General features: G+C 62.2%; 14 protein-coding genes. 10 read left to right on the top strand and 4 right to left on the bottom strand.

What is annotated here, in order from left to right; genetic code table 11:
* Positions 1-171: 171 nt before the first annotated feature.
* The 4 genes from xdhA to guaD all read left to right on the top strand — a co-directional run bounded on the left by xdhA (position 172) and on the right by guaD (position 6298).
* Positions 172-1626 (top strand): xanthine dehydrogenase small subunit, encoded by a 1455-nt coding sequence (xdhA, locus tag LVS58_RS21675; RefSeq protein ID WP_233692750.1) that lies wholly within the window; start codon positions 172-174, stop codon positions 1624-1626.
* Positions 1619-4018 (top strand): xanthine dehydrogenase molybdopterin binding subunit, encoded by a 2400-nt coding sequence (gene xdhB, locus LVS58_RS21670; RefSeq protein WP_233692749.1) that lies wholly within the window; start codon positions 1619-1621, stop codon positions 4016-4018. Before xdhA ends, xdhB begins: the two co-directional genes overlap by 8 nt.
* Positions 4019-4137: 119 nt before the next feature.
* Positions 4138-4983 carry a xanthine dehydrogenase accessory protein XdhC gene (gene xdhC, locus LVS58_RS21665; RefSeq protein WP_233692748.1) on the top strand — a complete coding sequence of 282 codons (846 nt, stop codon included), beginning with the start codon at positions 4138-4140 and terminating at the stop codon, positions 4981-4983.
* 10 nt (positions 4984-4993) lie between these two features.
* Positions 4994-6298, top strand: a complete 1305-nt coding sequence (gene guaD / locus LVS58_RS21660; RefSeq protein ID WP_233692747.1) for a guanine deaminase — start codon at positions 4994-4996, stop codon at positions 6296-6298.
* Here guaD and aqpZ read toward each other — a convergent pair.
* Both aqpZ and LVS58_RS21650 read right to left on the bottom strand, forming a co-directional pair.
* On the bottom strand, positions 6295-6993 hold the full coding sequence (gene aqpZ / locus LVS58_RS21655; protein WP_233692746.1) for an aquaporin Z: 699 nt from the start codon (positions 6991-6993) through the stop codon (positions 6295-6297). The two genes, guaD and aqpZ, sit on opposite strands and share 4 nt — an antisense overlap.
* Before the next feature lie 148 nt (positions 6994-7141).
* Positions 7142-7897, bottom strand: a complete 756-nt coding sequence (locus tag LVS58_RS21650) for a GntR family transcriptional regulator (RefSeq protein ID WP_233692745.1) — start codon at positions 7895-7897, stop codon at positions 7142-7144.
* Between the two features lie 282 nt (positions 7898-8179).
* On the opposite strand from LVS58_RS21650, the gene LVS58_RS21645 reads away from it, so the two are divergent.
* On the top strand, positions 8180-9529 hold the full coding sequence (locus tag LVS58_RS21645; protein WP_013973528.1) for an NCS2 family permease: 1350 nt from the start codon (positions 8180-8182) through the stop codon (positions 9527-9529).
* Between the two features lie 450 nt (positions 9530-9979).
* On the opposite strand, the gene uraH is transcribed toward LVS58_RS21645, so the two are convergent.
* Both uraH and LVS58_RS21635 read right to left on the bottom strand, forming a co-directional pair.
* Entirely contained in the window at positions 9980-10333 is a 354-nt protein-coding gene (gene uraH / locus LVS58_RS21640; protein ID WP_003254328.1) for a hydroxyisourate hydrolase, read from the bottom strand.
* A gap of 17 nt (positions 10334-10350) precedes the next feature.
* Positions 10351-10656: a hypothetical protein gene (locus LVS58_RS21635; RefSeq protein ID WP_233692744.1), complete on the bottom strand. Its 306-nt coding sequence runs from the start codon at positions 10654-10656 to the stop codon at positions 10351-10353.
* Positions 10657-10732: 76 nt separating this feature from the next.
* Here LVS58_RS21635 and puuE point away from each other — a divergent pair, with 76 nt between their 5' ends.
* The 5 genes from puuE (at position 10733) to LVS58_RS21610 (ending at position 15641) form a co-directional block, all read left to right on the top strand.
* On the top strand, positions 10733-11659 hold the full coding sequence (gene puuE / locus LVS58_RS21630; protein ID WP_233692743.1) for an allantoinase PuuE: 927 nt from the start codon (positions 10733-10735) through the stop codon (positions 11657-11659).
* Entirely contained in the window at positions 11659-12174 is a 516-nt protein-coding gene (gene uraD / locus LVS58_RS21625; protein ID WP_004576924.1) for a 2-oxo-4-hydroxy-4-carboxy-5-ureidoimidazoline decarboxylase, read from the top strand. The genes puuE and uraD overlap by 1 nt, the downstream gene beginning before the upstream one ends.
* A 49-nt stretch (positions 12175-12223) precedes the next feature.
* Entirely contained in the window at positions 12224-12727 is a 504-nt protein-coding gene (locus tag LVS58_RS21620) for an ureidoglycolate lyase (RefSeq protein WP_003254333.1), read from the top strand.
* 44 nt (positions 12728-12771) lie between these two features.
* The gene (locus tag LVS58_RS21615) at positions 12772-14100 is read left to right on the top strand and encodes a urate hydroxylase PuuD (RefSeq protein ID WP_233692742.1); all 1329 of its coding nucleotides are present in this window, start codon (positions 12772-12774) and stop codon (positions 14098-14100) included.
* Between the two features lie 185 nt (positions 14101-14285).
* Positions 14286-15641, top strand: a complete 1356-nt coding sequence (locus LVS58_RS21610) for a nucleobase:cation symporter-2 family protein (protein WP_233692741.1) — start codon at positions 14286-14288, stop codon at positions 15639-15641.
* Positions 15642-15734: the final 93 nt, after the last annotated feature.

Raw genomic sequence — 15734 nt, 5'->3', positions numbered from 1 at the left:
TCAGAGAGCCGCGTGCCCGGCGCGATCTATGCTTGGAATAGAGGCAGTGAATTCGGCTGGGAATGGACATGCGTATTTTCTTGACCTTTGAGTCAGAAAAATATTGACCTGCTGGACAGGTCTTGCTTAGAGTCCGCCCAACAACAATAAAACCATTGCGAGGCCTTCCCCGTGATCCAGTTTCTCGTCAACCAGGAGCTGCGTAGTGAGCACGCCCTGGACCCAAACATGACGGTGCTGCAGTACCTGCGCGAGCACCTGGGCAAAACCGGCACCAAGGAGGGCTGCGCCAGCGGAGACTGCGGCGCTTGCACCGTGGTGGTCGGCGAACTGATTCAGGACGACCTGGGTAACGACAGCCTGCGCTACCGCAGCCTTAACGCGTGCCTGACCTTCGTCTCGTCGCTGCATGGCAAGCAACTGATCAGCGTCGAGGGCCTTAAACAACAGGGTCAATTGCACAGCGTTCAACAAGCGATGGCAGACTGCCACGGCTCGCAATGCGGCTTCTGCACGCCCGGCTTCGTCATGTCACTGTTTGCCCTGCAAAAAAACAGCAGCGGCCCCGACCTGCACCAGGCCCAGGAAGCCCTGGCTGGCAACCTGTGCCGCTGCACCGGTTACCGGCCGATCCTCGACGCCGCCGAGCAGAGCTGCCGCCAGCCCTGCCGCGACCAGTTCGATACCCAGCAGGCGCAAACCATCAGCCGCCTCAAAGCCATTGCCCCGACCCAGACCGGCGAGCTGAACAGCGGCGACAAGCGCTGCCTGGTGCCACTGACCGTTTCCGACCTGGCCGACCTGTACAGCTCCCACCCTGAAGCGCGCCTGCTCGCCGGTGGTACCGACCTGGCGCTGGAAGTTACCCAGTTCCACAAGACCTTGCCGGTGATGATCTACGTCGGCCACGTGGCCGAGCTCAAGCGCATCGAGAAAACCGCCAGCCACCTGGAAATCGGCGCCGCCACCCCGCTCACCGACTGCTATGGCGCGCTTAACGAGGAATACCCCGACTTCGGCGCCCTGCTGCACCGCTTTGCCTCGCTGCAGATCCGCAACCAGGGCACCCTTGGCGGCAACATCGGCAACGCCTCGCCAATCGGCGACTCGCCCCCCCTGCTGATCGCCCTGGACGCGCAGGTGGTGCTGCGCCAGGGTGGACGCCAACGGGTGATGCCGCTGGAAGACTACTTCATCGACTACCGCATCACGGCTCGCCAGGACAGCGAGTTCATCGAAAAGATCATCGTGCCGCGCGCCTCCGCTGACTGGGCGTTCCGCGCCTATAAAGTGTCCAAGCGCCTGGACGACGACATTTCCGCCGTGTGCGCAGCCTTCAACCTGAGCATCGAAGACGGTGTGGTCAGCGGTGTGCGTATCGCCTTCGGCGGCATGGCGGCGATTCCCAAGCGCGCCCGTGCCTGCGAGGCAGCGCTGCGCGGCAAGCCCTGGAACCAGGCCGCCGTCGAGCGTGCCTGCCAGGCCTTGGCCGAAGACTTCACCCCGCTAAGTGACTTCCGCGCCAGCAAGGAATACCGCCTGCTGACCGCGCAGAACCTGCTGCGCAAGTACTTCATCGAACAGCAAACGCCGCACATCGAAACCCGGGTGACCGCTTATGTCTAACCATCACGTAGCCAAGAGCCAGGCCGAGATGGCCGAACTGTTCAGCCAGGATCTGACCACCGGGGTCGGCCGCAGCGTCAAGCACGACAGCGCCGACAAGCATGTGTCGGGGGAGGCGCTGTACATTGACGATCGCCTGGAATTCCCCAACCAGTTGCATGTGTATGCACGCACCGCCGACCGCGCCCATGCGCGCATCCTGCGCATCGACACCACGCCGTGCTATGCCTTCGAGGGTGTGCGTATCGCCATCACTCACGAAGACATCCCCGGCCTGAAAGACATCGGCCCGGTGGTGGCCGGCGACCCTCTGCTGGCCATCGACAAGGTCGAGTTCTTCGGCCAGCCGGTGCTTGCCGTTGCAGCCCGGGACCTTGAAACCGCACGCCGCGCAGCCATGGCTGCCGTCATCGAATACGAAGACCTGGAACCGGTGCTGGACGTGGTCGAGGCGCTGCGCAAGAAGCACTTCGTGCTCGATAGCCACACCCACCAGCGCGGCGATTCGGCTGCCGCCCTGGCCAGTGCCCCGCACCGCATTCAGGGCACCTTGCACATCGGCGGCCAGGAGCACTTCTACCTGGAAACGCAGATTTCCTCGGTCATGCCCACCGAAGACGGCGGCATGGTCGTCTTCTGCTCCACGCAGAACCCCACCGAAGTGCAGAAACTTGTCGCCGAAGTGCTCGACGTGCCGATGAACAAAGTGGTACTGGACATGCGCCGCATGGGCGGCGGTTTTGGCGGCAAGGAAACCCAGGCTGCCAGCCCCGCCTGCTTGTGCGCGGTAATTGCGCGCCTGACCGGCCAGCCAACCAAGATGCGCCTGCCGCGGGTCGAAGACATGACCATGACCGGCAAGCGCCACCCGTTCTACGTCGAGTATGACGTGGGCTTCGACGACAACGGCCGGCTGCACGGTATCAATTTCGACCTGGCCGGCAATTGCGGCTATTCGCCCGACCTGTCCGGTTCGATCGTCGACCGTGCCATGTTCCACTCCGACAACGCTTACTACCTGGGCGATGCCACCGTCCACGGCCACCGCTGCAAGACCAACACCGCCTCCAACACCGCCTACCGCGGCTTTGGCGGCCCACAGGGTATGGTCGCCATCGAGCAGGTCATGGACCATATCGCCCGTCATCTGGGCCGCGATCCGCTGGCCGTGCGCAAGGCCAACTACTACGGCAAGACCGAACGCAACATCACCCACTACTACCAGACCGTCGAGCACAACATGCTCGAAGAGATGACCGCCGAGCTTGAGGCCAGCAGCGACTACGCCGAGCGACGCGAGTCGATCCGCCGCTTCAACGCCAACAGCCCGATCCTGAAGAAAGGCCTGGCACTGACGCCGGTCAAGTTCGGCATTTCGTTCACCGCCACCTTCCTCAACCAGGCCGGCGCACTGATCCATATCTACACCGACGGCAGCATTCACCTGAACCACGGCGGCACCGAAATGGGCCAGGGCCTGAACACCAAGGTGGCTCAGGTGGTGGCGCAGATCTTCCAGGTGGATTTCAGCCGCATCCAGATCACCGCCACCAACACCGACAAGGTGCCTAACACTTCGCCTACGGCTGCTTCCAGCGGCGCCGACCTGAACGGCAAGGCGGCGCAGAACGCGGCAGAAATCCTCAAGCGCCGCCTGACCGAGTTTGCCGCACGGCACTATCAGGTGACCGAGGAAGACGTCGAGTTCCGTAACGGCCATGTGCGCGTGCGCGACCAGATCGTCAGCTTCGAGCAACTGGTGCAGCAGGCTTACTTCGCTCAGGTGTCGCTGTCCAGCACCGGGTTCTACCGCACGCCGAAAATCTTCTACGACCGCAACCAGGCCCGCGGCCGGCCGTTCTACTACTTCGCCTTTGGCGCTGCCTGCGTGGAAGTGATCGTCGATACGTTGACTGGCGAATACAAGATGTTGCGCGCCGACATCCTGCACGACGTGGGCGATTCGCTGAACCCTGCGATCGACATCGGCCAAGTGGAAGGCGGTTTCATCCAGGGCATGGGCTGGCTGACTACCGAAGAACTGGTGTGGAACGCCAAAGGCAAGCTGATGACCAACGGCCCGGCCAGCTACAAGATCCCGGCCGTGGCCGACATGCCACTGGACTTGCGGGTGAAGCTGGTGGAAAACCGCAAGAACCCGGAAGACACCGTGTTCCACTCCAAGGCCGTGGGCGAGCCGCCGTTCATGCTCGGCATTGCTGCCTGGTGTGCAATCAAGGATGCCGTGGCCAGCCTCGCCAACTACCGCCTGCAGCCGCAGGTGGACGCGCCGGCAACGCCGGAGCGGGTGCTGTGGGGCTGTGAGCAGATGCGCAAGGCGATGGCTGAAACACAGTCGAACGAACTGGAACTGGAAACCATCATCCACTGACAACGCAGGGCCCTTGTAGGAGCGGGTTTACCCGCGAATGCGATAGTGGCTTTACCGCCGCATTCGCGGGTAAACCCGCTCCTACAAGGGTCGGCAGCATGGCTTAGAGAGGTTGCATCATGCACCAATGGATCAACGCCCTCGCCGACCACCAGTCCCGTGGCGAAGCTTGCGTGCTGGTGACCATCATCGAGGAACGCGGCTCGACACCGCGCAATGCCGGCTCAAAGATGGTGGTCAGCGCCAGCGGCCTGTTCGACACCATCGGCGGCGGGCACCTCGAATACAAGGCCTTGCACATCGCCCGGCAAATGCTCGACGAGCAGCGCACCACCCCGCACCTGGAGCGCTTCAGCCTCGGCGCCAGCCTGGGCCAGTGTTGCGGCGGCGCCACCGTGCTGCTGTTCGAGCCGATGGCCGCAGTGCAGGCGCAGATCGCCGTGTTCGGCGCGGGCCATGTCGGCAGGGCTCTGGTACCCTTGCTCGCCGCGCTCCCCTGCCGGGTGCGCTGGATCGACTCGCGTGAACAGGAATTCCCCGAACTCATCCCAAAAGGGGTGACCAAGGTCGTCAGTGAGGAACCGGTCGACGAAGTCGCAGACCTGCCGCCCGGCAGCTACTGCATCGTCATGACCCACAACCACCAGCTCGACCTGGAGCTGACCGCCGCCATTCTCAAGCGCAACGATTTCACCTGGTTCGGCCTGATCGGCTCGAAGACCAAACGGGTCAAGTTCGAGCACCGCCTGCGCGAGCGAGGCTTCGACGAGGCCGTCATGGCCCGCATGCGCTGCCCGATGGGCCTGGCCGAGGTCAAGGGCAAGCTGCCCATCGAGATCGCCGTGTCTATCGCCGGTGAAATCATTGCCACTTACAACGCCTGCTTCGGCCAGCACGACGCTGCCGCCAATGCCGGCCCCATTGCCCAGTTGCTGCCGCCCTCACGGCGCAGCCAAGCCATTTGACGAGTGTGTTATGACCGTTACCCGCAAAGCCTACCGTGCCGCCATCCTGCACAGCATTGCCGACCCGGCCGAGGTGGGCCTGGAGGCTTCCCATGAATACTACGAAGACGGCCTGCTGGTGGTCGACGATGGCCGCATAAGCGCCGTTGGCCACGCCAGTGAACTGCTGCCGACGCTGGATGCCGGCATCCCGGTCGAGCACTATCAGGACGCGCTCATCACGCCGGGCTTCATCGATACCCACATCCACTTCCCGCAGACCGGCATGATCGGCTCCTACGGCGAGCAGTTGCTGGACTGGCTGAACACCTACACCTTCCCGTGCGAAAAGCAGTTCGCCGACAAAGGCCACGCCGACCAGGTGGCGAAGATCTTCCTCAAGGAACTGCTGCGCAACGGCACCACCACTGCGCTGGTGTTTGGCAGCGTGCACCCGGAGTCGGTGAATGCCCTGTTCGAAGAGGCCGAGCGCCTGGACCTGCGCCTGATCGCCGGCAAGGTGATGATGGACCGCAATGCCCCAGACTACCTGACCGACACCGCCGAATCCGGCTATGCCGAAAGCAAGGCACTGATCGAGCGCTGGCACGGCAAGGGCCGCCTGCATTATGCCGTTACCCCGCGGTTCGCCCCGACCAGCACGCCGCAACAGTTGACCCTGGCCGGCCAACTGCTCAAGGAACACCCCGGCGTGTACATGCACACGCACCTGTCGGAAAACCTCAAGGAAATCGACTGGGTCAAGTCACTGTTCCCCGAGCAGAAGGGTTATCTGGACGTCTACGATCACTTCGAACTGCTGGGCGAGCGCTCGGTGTTTGCCCACGGCGTACACCTGTGCGACGAAGAGTGCCAACGCCTGGCCGAAACCGGCTCGGCCGTGGCCTTCTGCCCCACCTCCAACCTGTTCCTCGGCAGCGGCCTGTTCAACTTGCCCCAGGCCGAGCGGTTCAAGGTCAACGTGGGCCTGGGCACCGACGTTGGCGCCGGCACCAGCTTCTCTCTGCTTAACACCCTGAACGAGGCATACAAGGTGATGCAGCTGCAAGGCGCGCGCCTGCATCCGTACAAATCGCTGTACCTGGCCACCCTCGGCGGCGCCCGCGCACTCCGCCTGGACGACCGTATCGGTAGCCTGCGCCCGGGCAACGATGCCGACTTCGTGGTGCTGGACTACAAGGCCACACCACTACTGGACTACCGCATCCAGCAGTCCAACAGCATCGAAGAAACCTTGTTCGTGCTCACCACCCTGGGCGATGACCGTACCGTGCGTGAAACCTACGCCGCCGGGCGCTGCGTGCACCAGCGTTAAGGTTCTTTCGCCAGGCCCCGATACAGCGCGCCGCCGATTGCAGCACCGATCAGCGGCGCCACCCAGAACAGCCACAACTGTTGCAGGGCCCAGCCACCGACGAACAGGGCCGGCCCCGTGCTACGCGCGGGGTTGACCGAGGTATTGGTCACCGGGATCGAGATCAGGTGGATCAGGGTCAGGGCCAGGCCGATGGCGATGGGTGCAAAACCTGCCGGTGCGCGGGCGTCGGTCGCCCCCATGATTACCACCAGGAACATCGCCGTCATCACCACTTCACTGACAAAACCCGCACCCAGCGTATAGCCACCGGGCGAGTGGTCGGCGTAGCCGTTTGAAGCCAACCCCGAAGACAGCTCGAAACCGGCCTTGCCGCTGGCGATGAGGTAGATCACCGCGGCCGCCAGGATGGCGCCGATCACCTGGGCGATCATATAAGGCAGCAGCTCTTTGGCCGGGAAGCGCCCGCCGACCACCAGCCCGAACGACACGGCAGGGTTCAGGTGACAACCCGAGATATGGCCGATGGCGAAGGCCATGGTCAGTACGGTGAGGCCGAAGGCGAAGGCGACACCGAGCACACCGATGCCGAGAGGGGAACTGGCTGCGAGTACCGCACTGCCACAGCCACCAAGGACCAGCCAGAAGGTGCCGATCAGTTCGGCACCCATGCGTTTACCCAGGGACATGCTCATGAATCCATTCCTCAAGAAGTTGAACGCAACGGATGCGCAAGCCCAACTGCTTGATGAAGGTTTGCTCACAAGAATTTAGCAGACCTTTGGGTTAAGGCCAGTAGTGGCTGGGGCTGCCTGGCAGCCCCCTGAATCACGCAGCAAACGATCAACCCTTGATAGAAACCTTGGGCTTTTTCAACAGGTGCGAGAACACCGCATGCAAATCGTCCGAGGCGCTCTCCTCGTCCAGGTTCAGCTTGCTGTCGATGTGGTCCATGTGGTGCATCATCAGGCTTACGGCCTGCTCGGCATCGCGCGCCTCGATGGCGTCGATAAGCTGCATGTGCTCATCGTAAGAGCAGTGCGAGCGGTTGCCGCTTTCGTACTGGGCAATGATCAGCGAGGTCTGCGATACCAGGCTGCGCTGGAAGCTTACCAGCGGTGCATTGCCCGCCGCTTCGGCCAGCTTGAGGTGGAACTCACCGGACAGGCGAATGCCGGCACCCCGGTCACCGCGCGAAAAGCTGTCGCGCTCCTCACGCACCATCTGCCGCAGCTCGTTAAGCTGTTCGGGGGTGGCATGCTGCACCGCCAGCTCGGTGATGGCACGTTCGACCATGCGCCGCGAGAAGAACACCTGGCGCGCCTCCTCCACGGTCGGGCTGGCCACCACTGCGCCGCGGTTCGGCCGCAGCAGCACCACGCTTTCGTGGGCCAGACGCGACAAGGCGCGGCGGATGATGGTGCGGCTGACGCCAAAGATCTCGCCCAGCGCTTCCTCGCTCAACTTGGTGCCCGGGGCCAGACGCTGCTCGAGGATCGCCTCGAAAATATGCGCGTAGACGATGTCGTCCTGGGTACCGCTGCGGCCGGCCTTGCCGACTCGTGCAGGTTTCTTCAGAGGTTGCAGCTGTTCGTTCATGGGCTCTCGAGGCACGAAGAGAAAGTATGGCGCCATTGTACACAGGCTGAGGCGATTCCGCAGGGGGCGTTTTACCTATATAGCCGTTGTACGACACATTGCGCACACAAAACATAAAACATTATTTGCTTTATTTGTACACAAAAGCATAATCCATCGAGCAACTTCTTGACCCATAAGTCAACAAAACGGTCAGACGTCTGCCTTCCCCGCGGAGCCGCCAAGTGCCTCGCTCAGGAAACTGGCTCCATAACAACAAGAACGACTTGAGGAGTACTCGCTGTGGAAAGCCGCAAATCCGAAGCCCCTACGCTGGATCTTGCCCCACCGCTCGAAACGAGCTGGCTGGAGCGGATTTTCAAACTCAAGCAACACGGCAGCACTGTCAGAACCGAAATGATCGCTGGGGTGACCACCTTCATCACCATGGCCTACATCATCTTCGTCAACCCCAACATCATGGCCGACGCCGGCATCGACCATGGTGCCGCTTTTGTCGCCACCTGCATCGCCGCCGCGCTGGGCTGCCTGCTGATGGGCCTGTATGCCAACTGGCCGGTGGGCCTGGCGCCGGGCATGGGGCTCAATGCCTTCTTTACCTACACCGTAGTCGGCACCATGGGCTACAACTGGGAAACGGCGCTGGGGGCGGTATTCGTCTCGGGCGTGCTGTTCATGTTCCTGACCTTGTCGAAAGTGCGCGAATGGCTGCTCAACAGCATCCCGGTCAGCCTGCGCCATGCCATGGGGGCCGGCGTCGGATTGTTTCTCGGGCTGATCGGCCTGAAGACCGCAGGCATCATCGTCGACAGCCCTGCCACCCTCATCAAGCTGGGCTCGCTGCATGAGCCGGGGCCTCTGCTGGCAGCCGTGTGCTTCCTGCTGATTGCCATCCTCAGCTACAAGCGGGTGTTCGGCGCGATCCTGATCAGCATCATCGGCGTCACCCTGGCCGGCTGGGGCCTGGGCCTGGTCAAATTTGGCGGGGTGATGTCGATGCCGCCGAGCCTGGCGCCGACCTGGATGGCCATGGACGTGGCTGGCGTGTTCAACGTCAGCATGATCAGCGTGGTGCTGGCGTTCCTCTTCGTGCACATGTTCGACACTGCCGGCACCCTGATGGGCGTGGCGCAACGGGCCAACCTGGTGGCGCCGGACGGGCGTATCGAGAACCTGTCGAAGGCGTTGAAGGCTGACAGTGCCTCGAGCGTGTTCGGTGCGGTGGTAGGTGTGCCGCCAGTGACCAGCTATGTGGAGAGTGCTGCGGGTGTTGCCGCAGGTGGCCGAACAGGCCTGACGGCGGTGGTGGTAGGCCTGCTGTTCATCGCCGCGATGTTCTTCGCGCCGCTGGCCGGCATGATTCCGGCCTACGCGACAGCAGGGGCGCTGATCTACGTAGCCATGCTGATGATGGGCAGCATGGCGCACATCCATTGGGATGAGGCCACCGACAGCATTCCGGCGATTGTCACGGTGATCATGATGCCGCTGACGTTCTCGGTCGCCGATGGTATTGCCCTGGGCTTTATCAGCTATGTGGCGTTGAAGGCAGGTACCGGCAAATACAAGGAAATCTCGGCCAGCCTGTGGGTACTGTGCGCAATCTTCATTGCCAAGTTCGTGTTCCTCTGACCGAGCAAAAGGCCTGCACCCGTAGGAGCGGGTTTACCCGCGAGAGGGCCGGCCCTGCTGGCCAATCTCCACCCGCCGTTCACAGTTGCCGCCGCCACCGTATTCGCGGGTAAACCCGCGCCTACAACGGTGGTGGAAAGTTGGATACAGCCCGCTCCTACAACGGTGGTGGGCAGCTGGATACAGCCCGCCGGTAGGAGCGGGTTTACCCGCGAAAGGGCCGGCCCTGCTGGCCAATCTCCACCCGCCGTTCACCGTTGCCGCCACCACCGTATTCGCGGGTAAACCCGCTCCTACAACGGTGTGGTGGACAGCTGGATACAGCCCGCCCGTAGGAGCGGGTTTACCCGCGAAGAGGCCGGCACAGGCAACGCAAAAACAGCAGACGAAAAAAAGCCCGCCAGTGTGAGAGCGGGCCAAAGGACCTACGAAGATTCTTCTAGCGACCAACTAGCTTCCACGATAGGTCGAATAGCTGTACGGCGAAATCAGCAGTGGCACGTGGTAGTGCTCCTGCGACTCGTCGATGCCAAAACGCAGCACGACAACATCCAGAAACGCCTGGGCCGGCAATTGGACGCCACGGGCGCGGTAGTAATCCCCAGCGCTGAACTGCAACTGGTAAACGCCAGTGCGGTAATCGTCCCCCTGCAGCAGCGGCGCGTCTACGCGGCCATCGCTGTTGGTCAGGGCGGTGTTTACCAGCTCCAGCTGCTGGCCTTCGACGCGGTACAGCTCGACCTTGATCGAGCTGCCCGGGCAGCCATGCGCGGCATCCAGTACGTGTGTGGTCAAACGTCCCATTGCTTGTCGCCTCTTGTTCAATCTGTGGGCAAAAAATACACGGCCATCGCCACCCCATAGGGTCTGCGATGTGCGGGAATGACGCCATTAAGACATTCCATCGCAAAATTGTACACAATTTTTTGATCCCTTCTGTCGCGCCCGGCGATTCTTGCCCAGAAACGACCCACCGGTCGCAAATACAGGGCCGCCGCAGACCCTAATGTCATAAGCTGACCAATCAGGCAGGTTTCTTGCACTGTTTTTCCAAGGCGCTGCGAGGCGACAAAAGGGAAGAAATGCGGAAAAACAGGCTTACAAAAGATTTCAGAAGTTGTATACAATCAGCCCATCCGGTGGTGCGACATACCGACGCGGTCCGCCCACCCCCCGCACTAACGCACAAGAAGGAAGACTGCAGTGAGCGCTGATTACCCTCGCGACCTGATCGGTTACGGCAACAACCCTCCTCACCCGCAATGGCCGGGCAACGCCCGCATCGCGCTGTCTTTCGTTCTCAATTACGAGGAAGGTGGCGAACGCAACATCCTGCACGGTGACAAGGAATCCGAAGCCTTCCTGTCCGAGATGGTCGCTGCCCAACCCCTGCAGGGCCAGCGCAACATGAGCATGGAGTCGCTGTATGAATACGGCAGCCGTGCCGGTGTATGGCGCCTGCTGAAGCTGTTCAAGGACAGCGGCGTGCCACTCACCATCTTCGCCGTGGCCATGGCCGCCCAGCGCCACCCCGACGTGATCCGCGCCATGGTCGAAGCCGGCCACGAGATCTGCAGCCATGGCTACCGCTGGATCGACTACCAGAACATGGACGAGGCCCAGGAGCGCGAGCACATGCTCGAAGCCATCCGTATCCTCACCGAACTCACCGGCGAGCGCCCGCTGGGCTGGTACACCGGCCGCACCGGCCCGAACACCCGCCGCCTGGTGATGGAGGAAGGTGGCTTCCTCTATGACAGCGACACCTACGACGACGACCTGCCCTACTGGGAGCCGAACAACCCCACCGGCAAGCCGCACCTGGTGATCCCCTACACCCTGGACACCAACGACATGCGCTTCACCCAGGTACAGGGCTTCAACTGCGGCGAGCAATTCTTCCAGTACCTGAAAGACGCCTTTGATGTGCTGTACGCCGAAGGCATCGAAACACCGAAAATGCTTTCCATCGGCCTGCACTGCCGCCTGGTCGGCCGCCCGGCACGCCTGGCTGCACTCAAGCGCTTCGTCGATTACGCAAAAAGTCATGACCAGGTCTGGTTCGCCCGTCGCGTGGATATCGCCCGCCACTGGCACACCACCCACCCGTACAAGAAAGAGAACGCCTGATGACCGCCTTCAATACCCTCAAACCATCCGCCCTAGACCGTGACGCCTTCGTCAAGGCCTTCGCCGATATCTACGAGCACTCGCCGTGGGTAGCCGAAAAAGCCTACGACCTGGGCCAACTGGGCGAGCTGGACGAGATCGAGGCGCTGCACCAGCGCATGAGCGACATCCTGCTCAGCGCCAACCACGCAGACCAGCTCGCGCTGATCAATGCTCACCCGGACCTGGCAGGCAAGGCCGCCATCCAGGGCGAACTGACCGAATCGAGCACCAACGAACAGGCCGGTGCCGGTATCCACCAGTGCACCGCCGAAGAGTTCGCCCGGTTCACCGAGCTGAACGATGCCTACAAGGCCAAGTTCCAGTTCCCGTTCATCATGGCGGTAAAGGGCAGCAATCGGCACCAGATCCTCGCCGCCTTCGAAAAACGCATCCACAACGATGCCGATGCCGAATTCAAGGAAGCCCTGGCGCAGATCAACCTGATCGCGCTGTTCCGCCTGCTGCAGCTGTAAGCAACAGCCGAACCTTATTCAGAAAACGAACAATAGAAGAGATAACCGCATGCGCACCTTGATGATCGAGCCCTTGACCAAAGAAGCCTTCGCCCAGTTCGGAGACGTGATCGAAACCGACGGCAGCGACCACTTCATGATCAACAACGGCTCGACCATGCGCTTTCACAAGCTCGCCACGGTCGAAACCGCCGAGCCTGAAGACAAGGCGATCATCAGCATCTTCCGCGCCGACGCGCAGGACATGCCGCTGACCGTGCGCATGCTGGAACGCCATCCGCTGGGCAGCCAGGCTTTCATCCCGCTGCTCGGCAACCCCTTTCTGATCGTGGTCGCGCCCGTTGGCGATGCACCTGTATCAGGCTTGGTCCGAGCCTTCCGCAGTAATGGCAGGCAGGGCGTTAATTACCATCGCGGCGTCTGGCACCACCCGGTGCTGACGATCGAAAAGCGGGATGATTTCCTGGTGGTTGATCGCAGTGGTTCTGGCAACAACTGCGATGAGCATTACTTCACCGAGGAACAGATGCTGATCCTCAATCCCCACCAATAAGAAAAGGTCAGTCATCTTCTCGGTGACTGGCAGAGGTACATACTGTGGAAGCACACCTTCACGAATGGCTGAACCTGAGCATTCGCTGGGTTCACATGATCACCGGCGTTGCCTGGATCGGTGCATCGTTCTACTTCGTCTGGCTGGAGAACCACCTGAACCGAAGCAACCCGCGCGATGGGTTGTCGGGTGATCTCTGGGCGATTCACGGCGGTGGTATCTACCACCTGGAGAAATACAAGCTCGCCCCCCCGAAAATGCCCGAGAACCTGCACTGGTTCAAATGGGAAGCCTACTTCACCTGGATGTCCGGTATCGCCCTGCTGTGCGTGGTGTTCTACTGGAACCCGGCCCTGTACCTGCTGGCGCCTGGCAGCACCCTGAGCGGTGCCGAAGGCGTGGCTATCGGTATCGGTTCGCTGATCGCTGGCTGGTTCATCTACGACTTCCTGTGCGACTCGCCCCTGGGCAAGAAGCCAGCGCTGCTCGGTGGTGTGCTGTTCGTGCTGATCATCGCTGCCTGCTGGGGCTTCAGCCTGGTGTTCAGCGGCCGCGGTGCCTACCTGCACACCGGCGCGATCATCGGCACCATCATGGTCGGTAACGTGTTCCGCATCATCATGCCGGCCCAACGCCAGCTGGTGGCGGCGATCGAGAACAACCAGACGCCCGACCCGGTGCTGCCGGCCAAGGGCCTGCTGCGCTCGCGTCACAACAACTACTTCACCCTGCCGGTGCTGTTCATCATGATCAGCAACCATTTCCCGAGCACCTACGGTAGCCAGTACAACTGGCTGATCCTGGCCGGCATTGCAGTAGCTGCGGTTCTGATCCGCCACTACTTCAACACCCGCCACGACAGCAACAAGTACGCCTGGACCCTGCCCGTCGGCGCCTTGGCGATGATCTGCCTGGCCTACGTGACCGGCCCTAAACCGATGGCCGTAAGCCCTGAGCAAGCAGCAGCGAAGATCGAGTACCAACCGCTGCCGGCAACTGCCGTAGGCGGCAAGACCGCTGCCGAGCAGCGTGCCGAGGACGCCACCAAGGCTGCCGAAACACCCGCCGCACCTGCGCAGGCACCGGCCCAGGCCGCTGCCCAGGCCGGTGGTGGCGACTTCGGCAAGATCCACACTGTCATCCAGGAACGCTGCACTGTGTGCCACTCGTCCAAGCCGACCAGCCCACTGTTCAGCGCCGCCCCTGCCGGTGTGATGTTCGACACGCCGCAGCAGATCCAGGCCCAGGCCGCGCGCATTCAGGCGCAAGCGGTTGCCAGCCAGATCATGCCGCTGGGCAACATCACCCAGATGACCAGCGAAGAGCGCAAGCTCGTCGGCGACTGGATCGCCAAAGGCGCCCAGGTCAACTGACAGCACCTCGCCAGGCAACCCGCCCTCATGGGAATCACCCTTCCCTGTAGGCGCGGGCTTGCCCGCGAAGAGGCCGGTAGCCCCAGCCTCAGGCTTCATGTGTAACGCAACAAGCAAGCATCGAGCGCGCAGGCATGAGGCCTGCCGCTTGGATCCGAGAATAAAAACAAAACTCGAGGTGCTGCATGTCCGAGTCACGCAAGGCGTATATCCCCATTGCGCCGCCGCGCGAACCCTTGCCCCTGTTCCAACTGATCCTGGTTGGCCTGCAACACGTTCTGCTGATGTACGGTGGCGCGATCGCCGTGCCGTTGATCATCGGCCAGGCCGCCGGGTTGTCCCGTGAAGAAGTCGCTTTCCTGATCAACGCCGACCTGCTGGTCGCTGGCATCGCTACCATCATCCAGTCGTTCGGTATCGGCCCGGTGGGCATCCGCATGCCGGTGATGATGGGTGCCAGTTTCGCTGCTGTCGGCAGCATGGTGGCCATGGCCGGCATGCCCGGCGTGGGCCTGCAGGGGATTTTCGGCGCGACCATCGCTGCCGGGTTCTTCGGCATGCTGATCGCGCCGTTCATGTCCAAGGTTGTCCGCTTCTTCCCACCACTGGTCACCGGTACGGTGATCACCTCGATTGGCCTGTCGCTGTTCCCGGTGGCGGTCAACTGGGCCGGTGGCGGCCATGAAGCAGAAACGTTCGGTTCGCCGATCTACCTGCTGGTGGCCGGCCTGGTACTGGCCGTGATCCTACTGATCAACCGCTTCATGCGCGGTTTCTGGGTCAACGTGTCGGTACTGGTGGGCATGGGCCTTGGCTACATCCTGGCCGGCTCCATCGGCATGGTCGACCTGTCGGGCCTGAATGAAGCACCGTGGTTGCAGGTGGTCACCCCGCTGCACTTTGGCATGCCGACCTTCAGCCTGGCGCCGATCCTGTCCATGTGCCTGGTGGTGGTGATCATCTTCGTCGAGTCCACCGGCATGTTCCTTGCCCTGGGCAAGGTGACCGATCGCGAAGTCACCCCTGGCATGCTGCGCCGCGGCCTGCTGTGCGATGCCGGTGCGTCGTTCGTTGCGGGCTTCTTCAACACCTTCACCCACTCCTCGTTCGCCCAAAACATCGGCCTGGTGCAGATGACTGGGGTGCGCTGCCGCTATGTCACCATCGTGGCCGGTGCACTGCTGATCCTGCTCAGCCTGCTGCCCAAGGCGGCCTTCCTGATTGCCTCGATCCCGCCTGCGGTACTGGGCGGCGCGTCCATCGCCATGTTTGGCATGGTCACCGCCACCGGGATCAAGATTCTTCAGGAGGCGGACATCGGCGACCGCCGCAACCAGCTGCTGGTTGCCGTGAGCGTCGGCTTCGGGTTGATCCCCGTGGTGCGTCCGGAGTTCTTTGCCCAGATGCCACAGTGGATGGAGCCCATCACCCACAGCGGTATCGCCATGGCCACGGTCTGTGCCCTGGTGTTGAACGTGCTGTTCAACATCCTTGGCGGTGCCGACCGCGCAATGCACAACGACGTCTGTCACCAGCATTGAGCCAAGGGGGGCGGTGCATTGCCGCCCCTCATTCACCTCTGCCGTAACCGCTACGCCGTCGACCCGCCGGAATGGGTCGCCCGGGGCGCCTGC

Source organism: Pseudomonas sp. JR33AA (genome assembly GCF_021378985.1).
GTDB lineage: Bacteria > Pseudomonadota > Gammaproteobacteria > Pseudomonadales > Pseudomonadaceae > Aquipseudomonas > Aquipseudomonas alloputida.
Note: the sequence above shows the minus strand (reverse complement) of the source record. Positions and strands in the feature narration are given on the sequence as shown.

Excerpts from the sequence above, each read along its gene's own strand:
- xdhB (WP_233692749.1), top strand. The coding sequence starts at position 1,619 with ATGTCTAACCATCACGTAGCCAAGAGCCAGGCCGAGATGGCCGAACTG.
- xdhC (WP_233692748.1), top strand. The coding sequence starts at position 4,138 with ATGCACCAATGGATCAACGCCCTCGCCGACCACCAGTCCCGTGGCGAA.
- guaD (WP_233692747.1), top strand. The coding sequence starts at position 4,994 with ATGACCGTTACCCGCAAAGCCTACCGTGCCGCCATCCTGCACAGCATT.
- aqpZ (WP_233692746.1), bottom strand. The coding sequence starts at position 6,993 with ATGAGCATGTCCCTGGGTAAACGCATGGGTGCCGAACTGATCGGCACC.
- LVS58_RS21650 (WP_233692745.1), bottom strand. The coding sequence starts at position 7,897 with ATGAACGAACAGCTGCAACCTCTGAAGAAACCTGCACGAGTCGGCAAG.
- uraH (WP_003254328.1), bottom strand. The coding sequence starts at position 10,333 with ATGGGACGTTTGACCACACACGTACTGGATGCCGCGCATGGCTGCCCG.
- uraD (WP_004576924.1), top strand. The coding sequence starts at position 11,659 with ATGACCGCCTTCAATACCCTCAAACCATCCGCCCTAGACCGTGACGCC.
- LVS58_RS21620 (WP_003254333.1), top strand. The coding sequence starts at position 12,224 with ATGCGCACCTTGATGATCGAGCCCTTGACCAAAGAAGCCTTCGCCCAG.
- LVS58_RS21610 (WP_233692741.1), top strand. The coding sequence starts at position 14,286 with ATGTCCGAGTCACGCAAGGCGTATATCCCCATTGCGCCGCCGCGCGAA.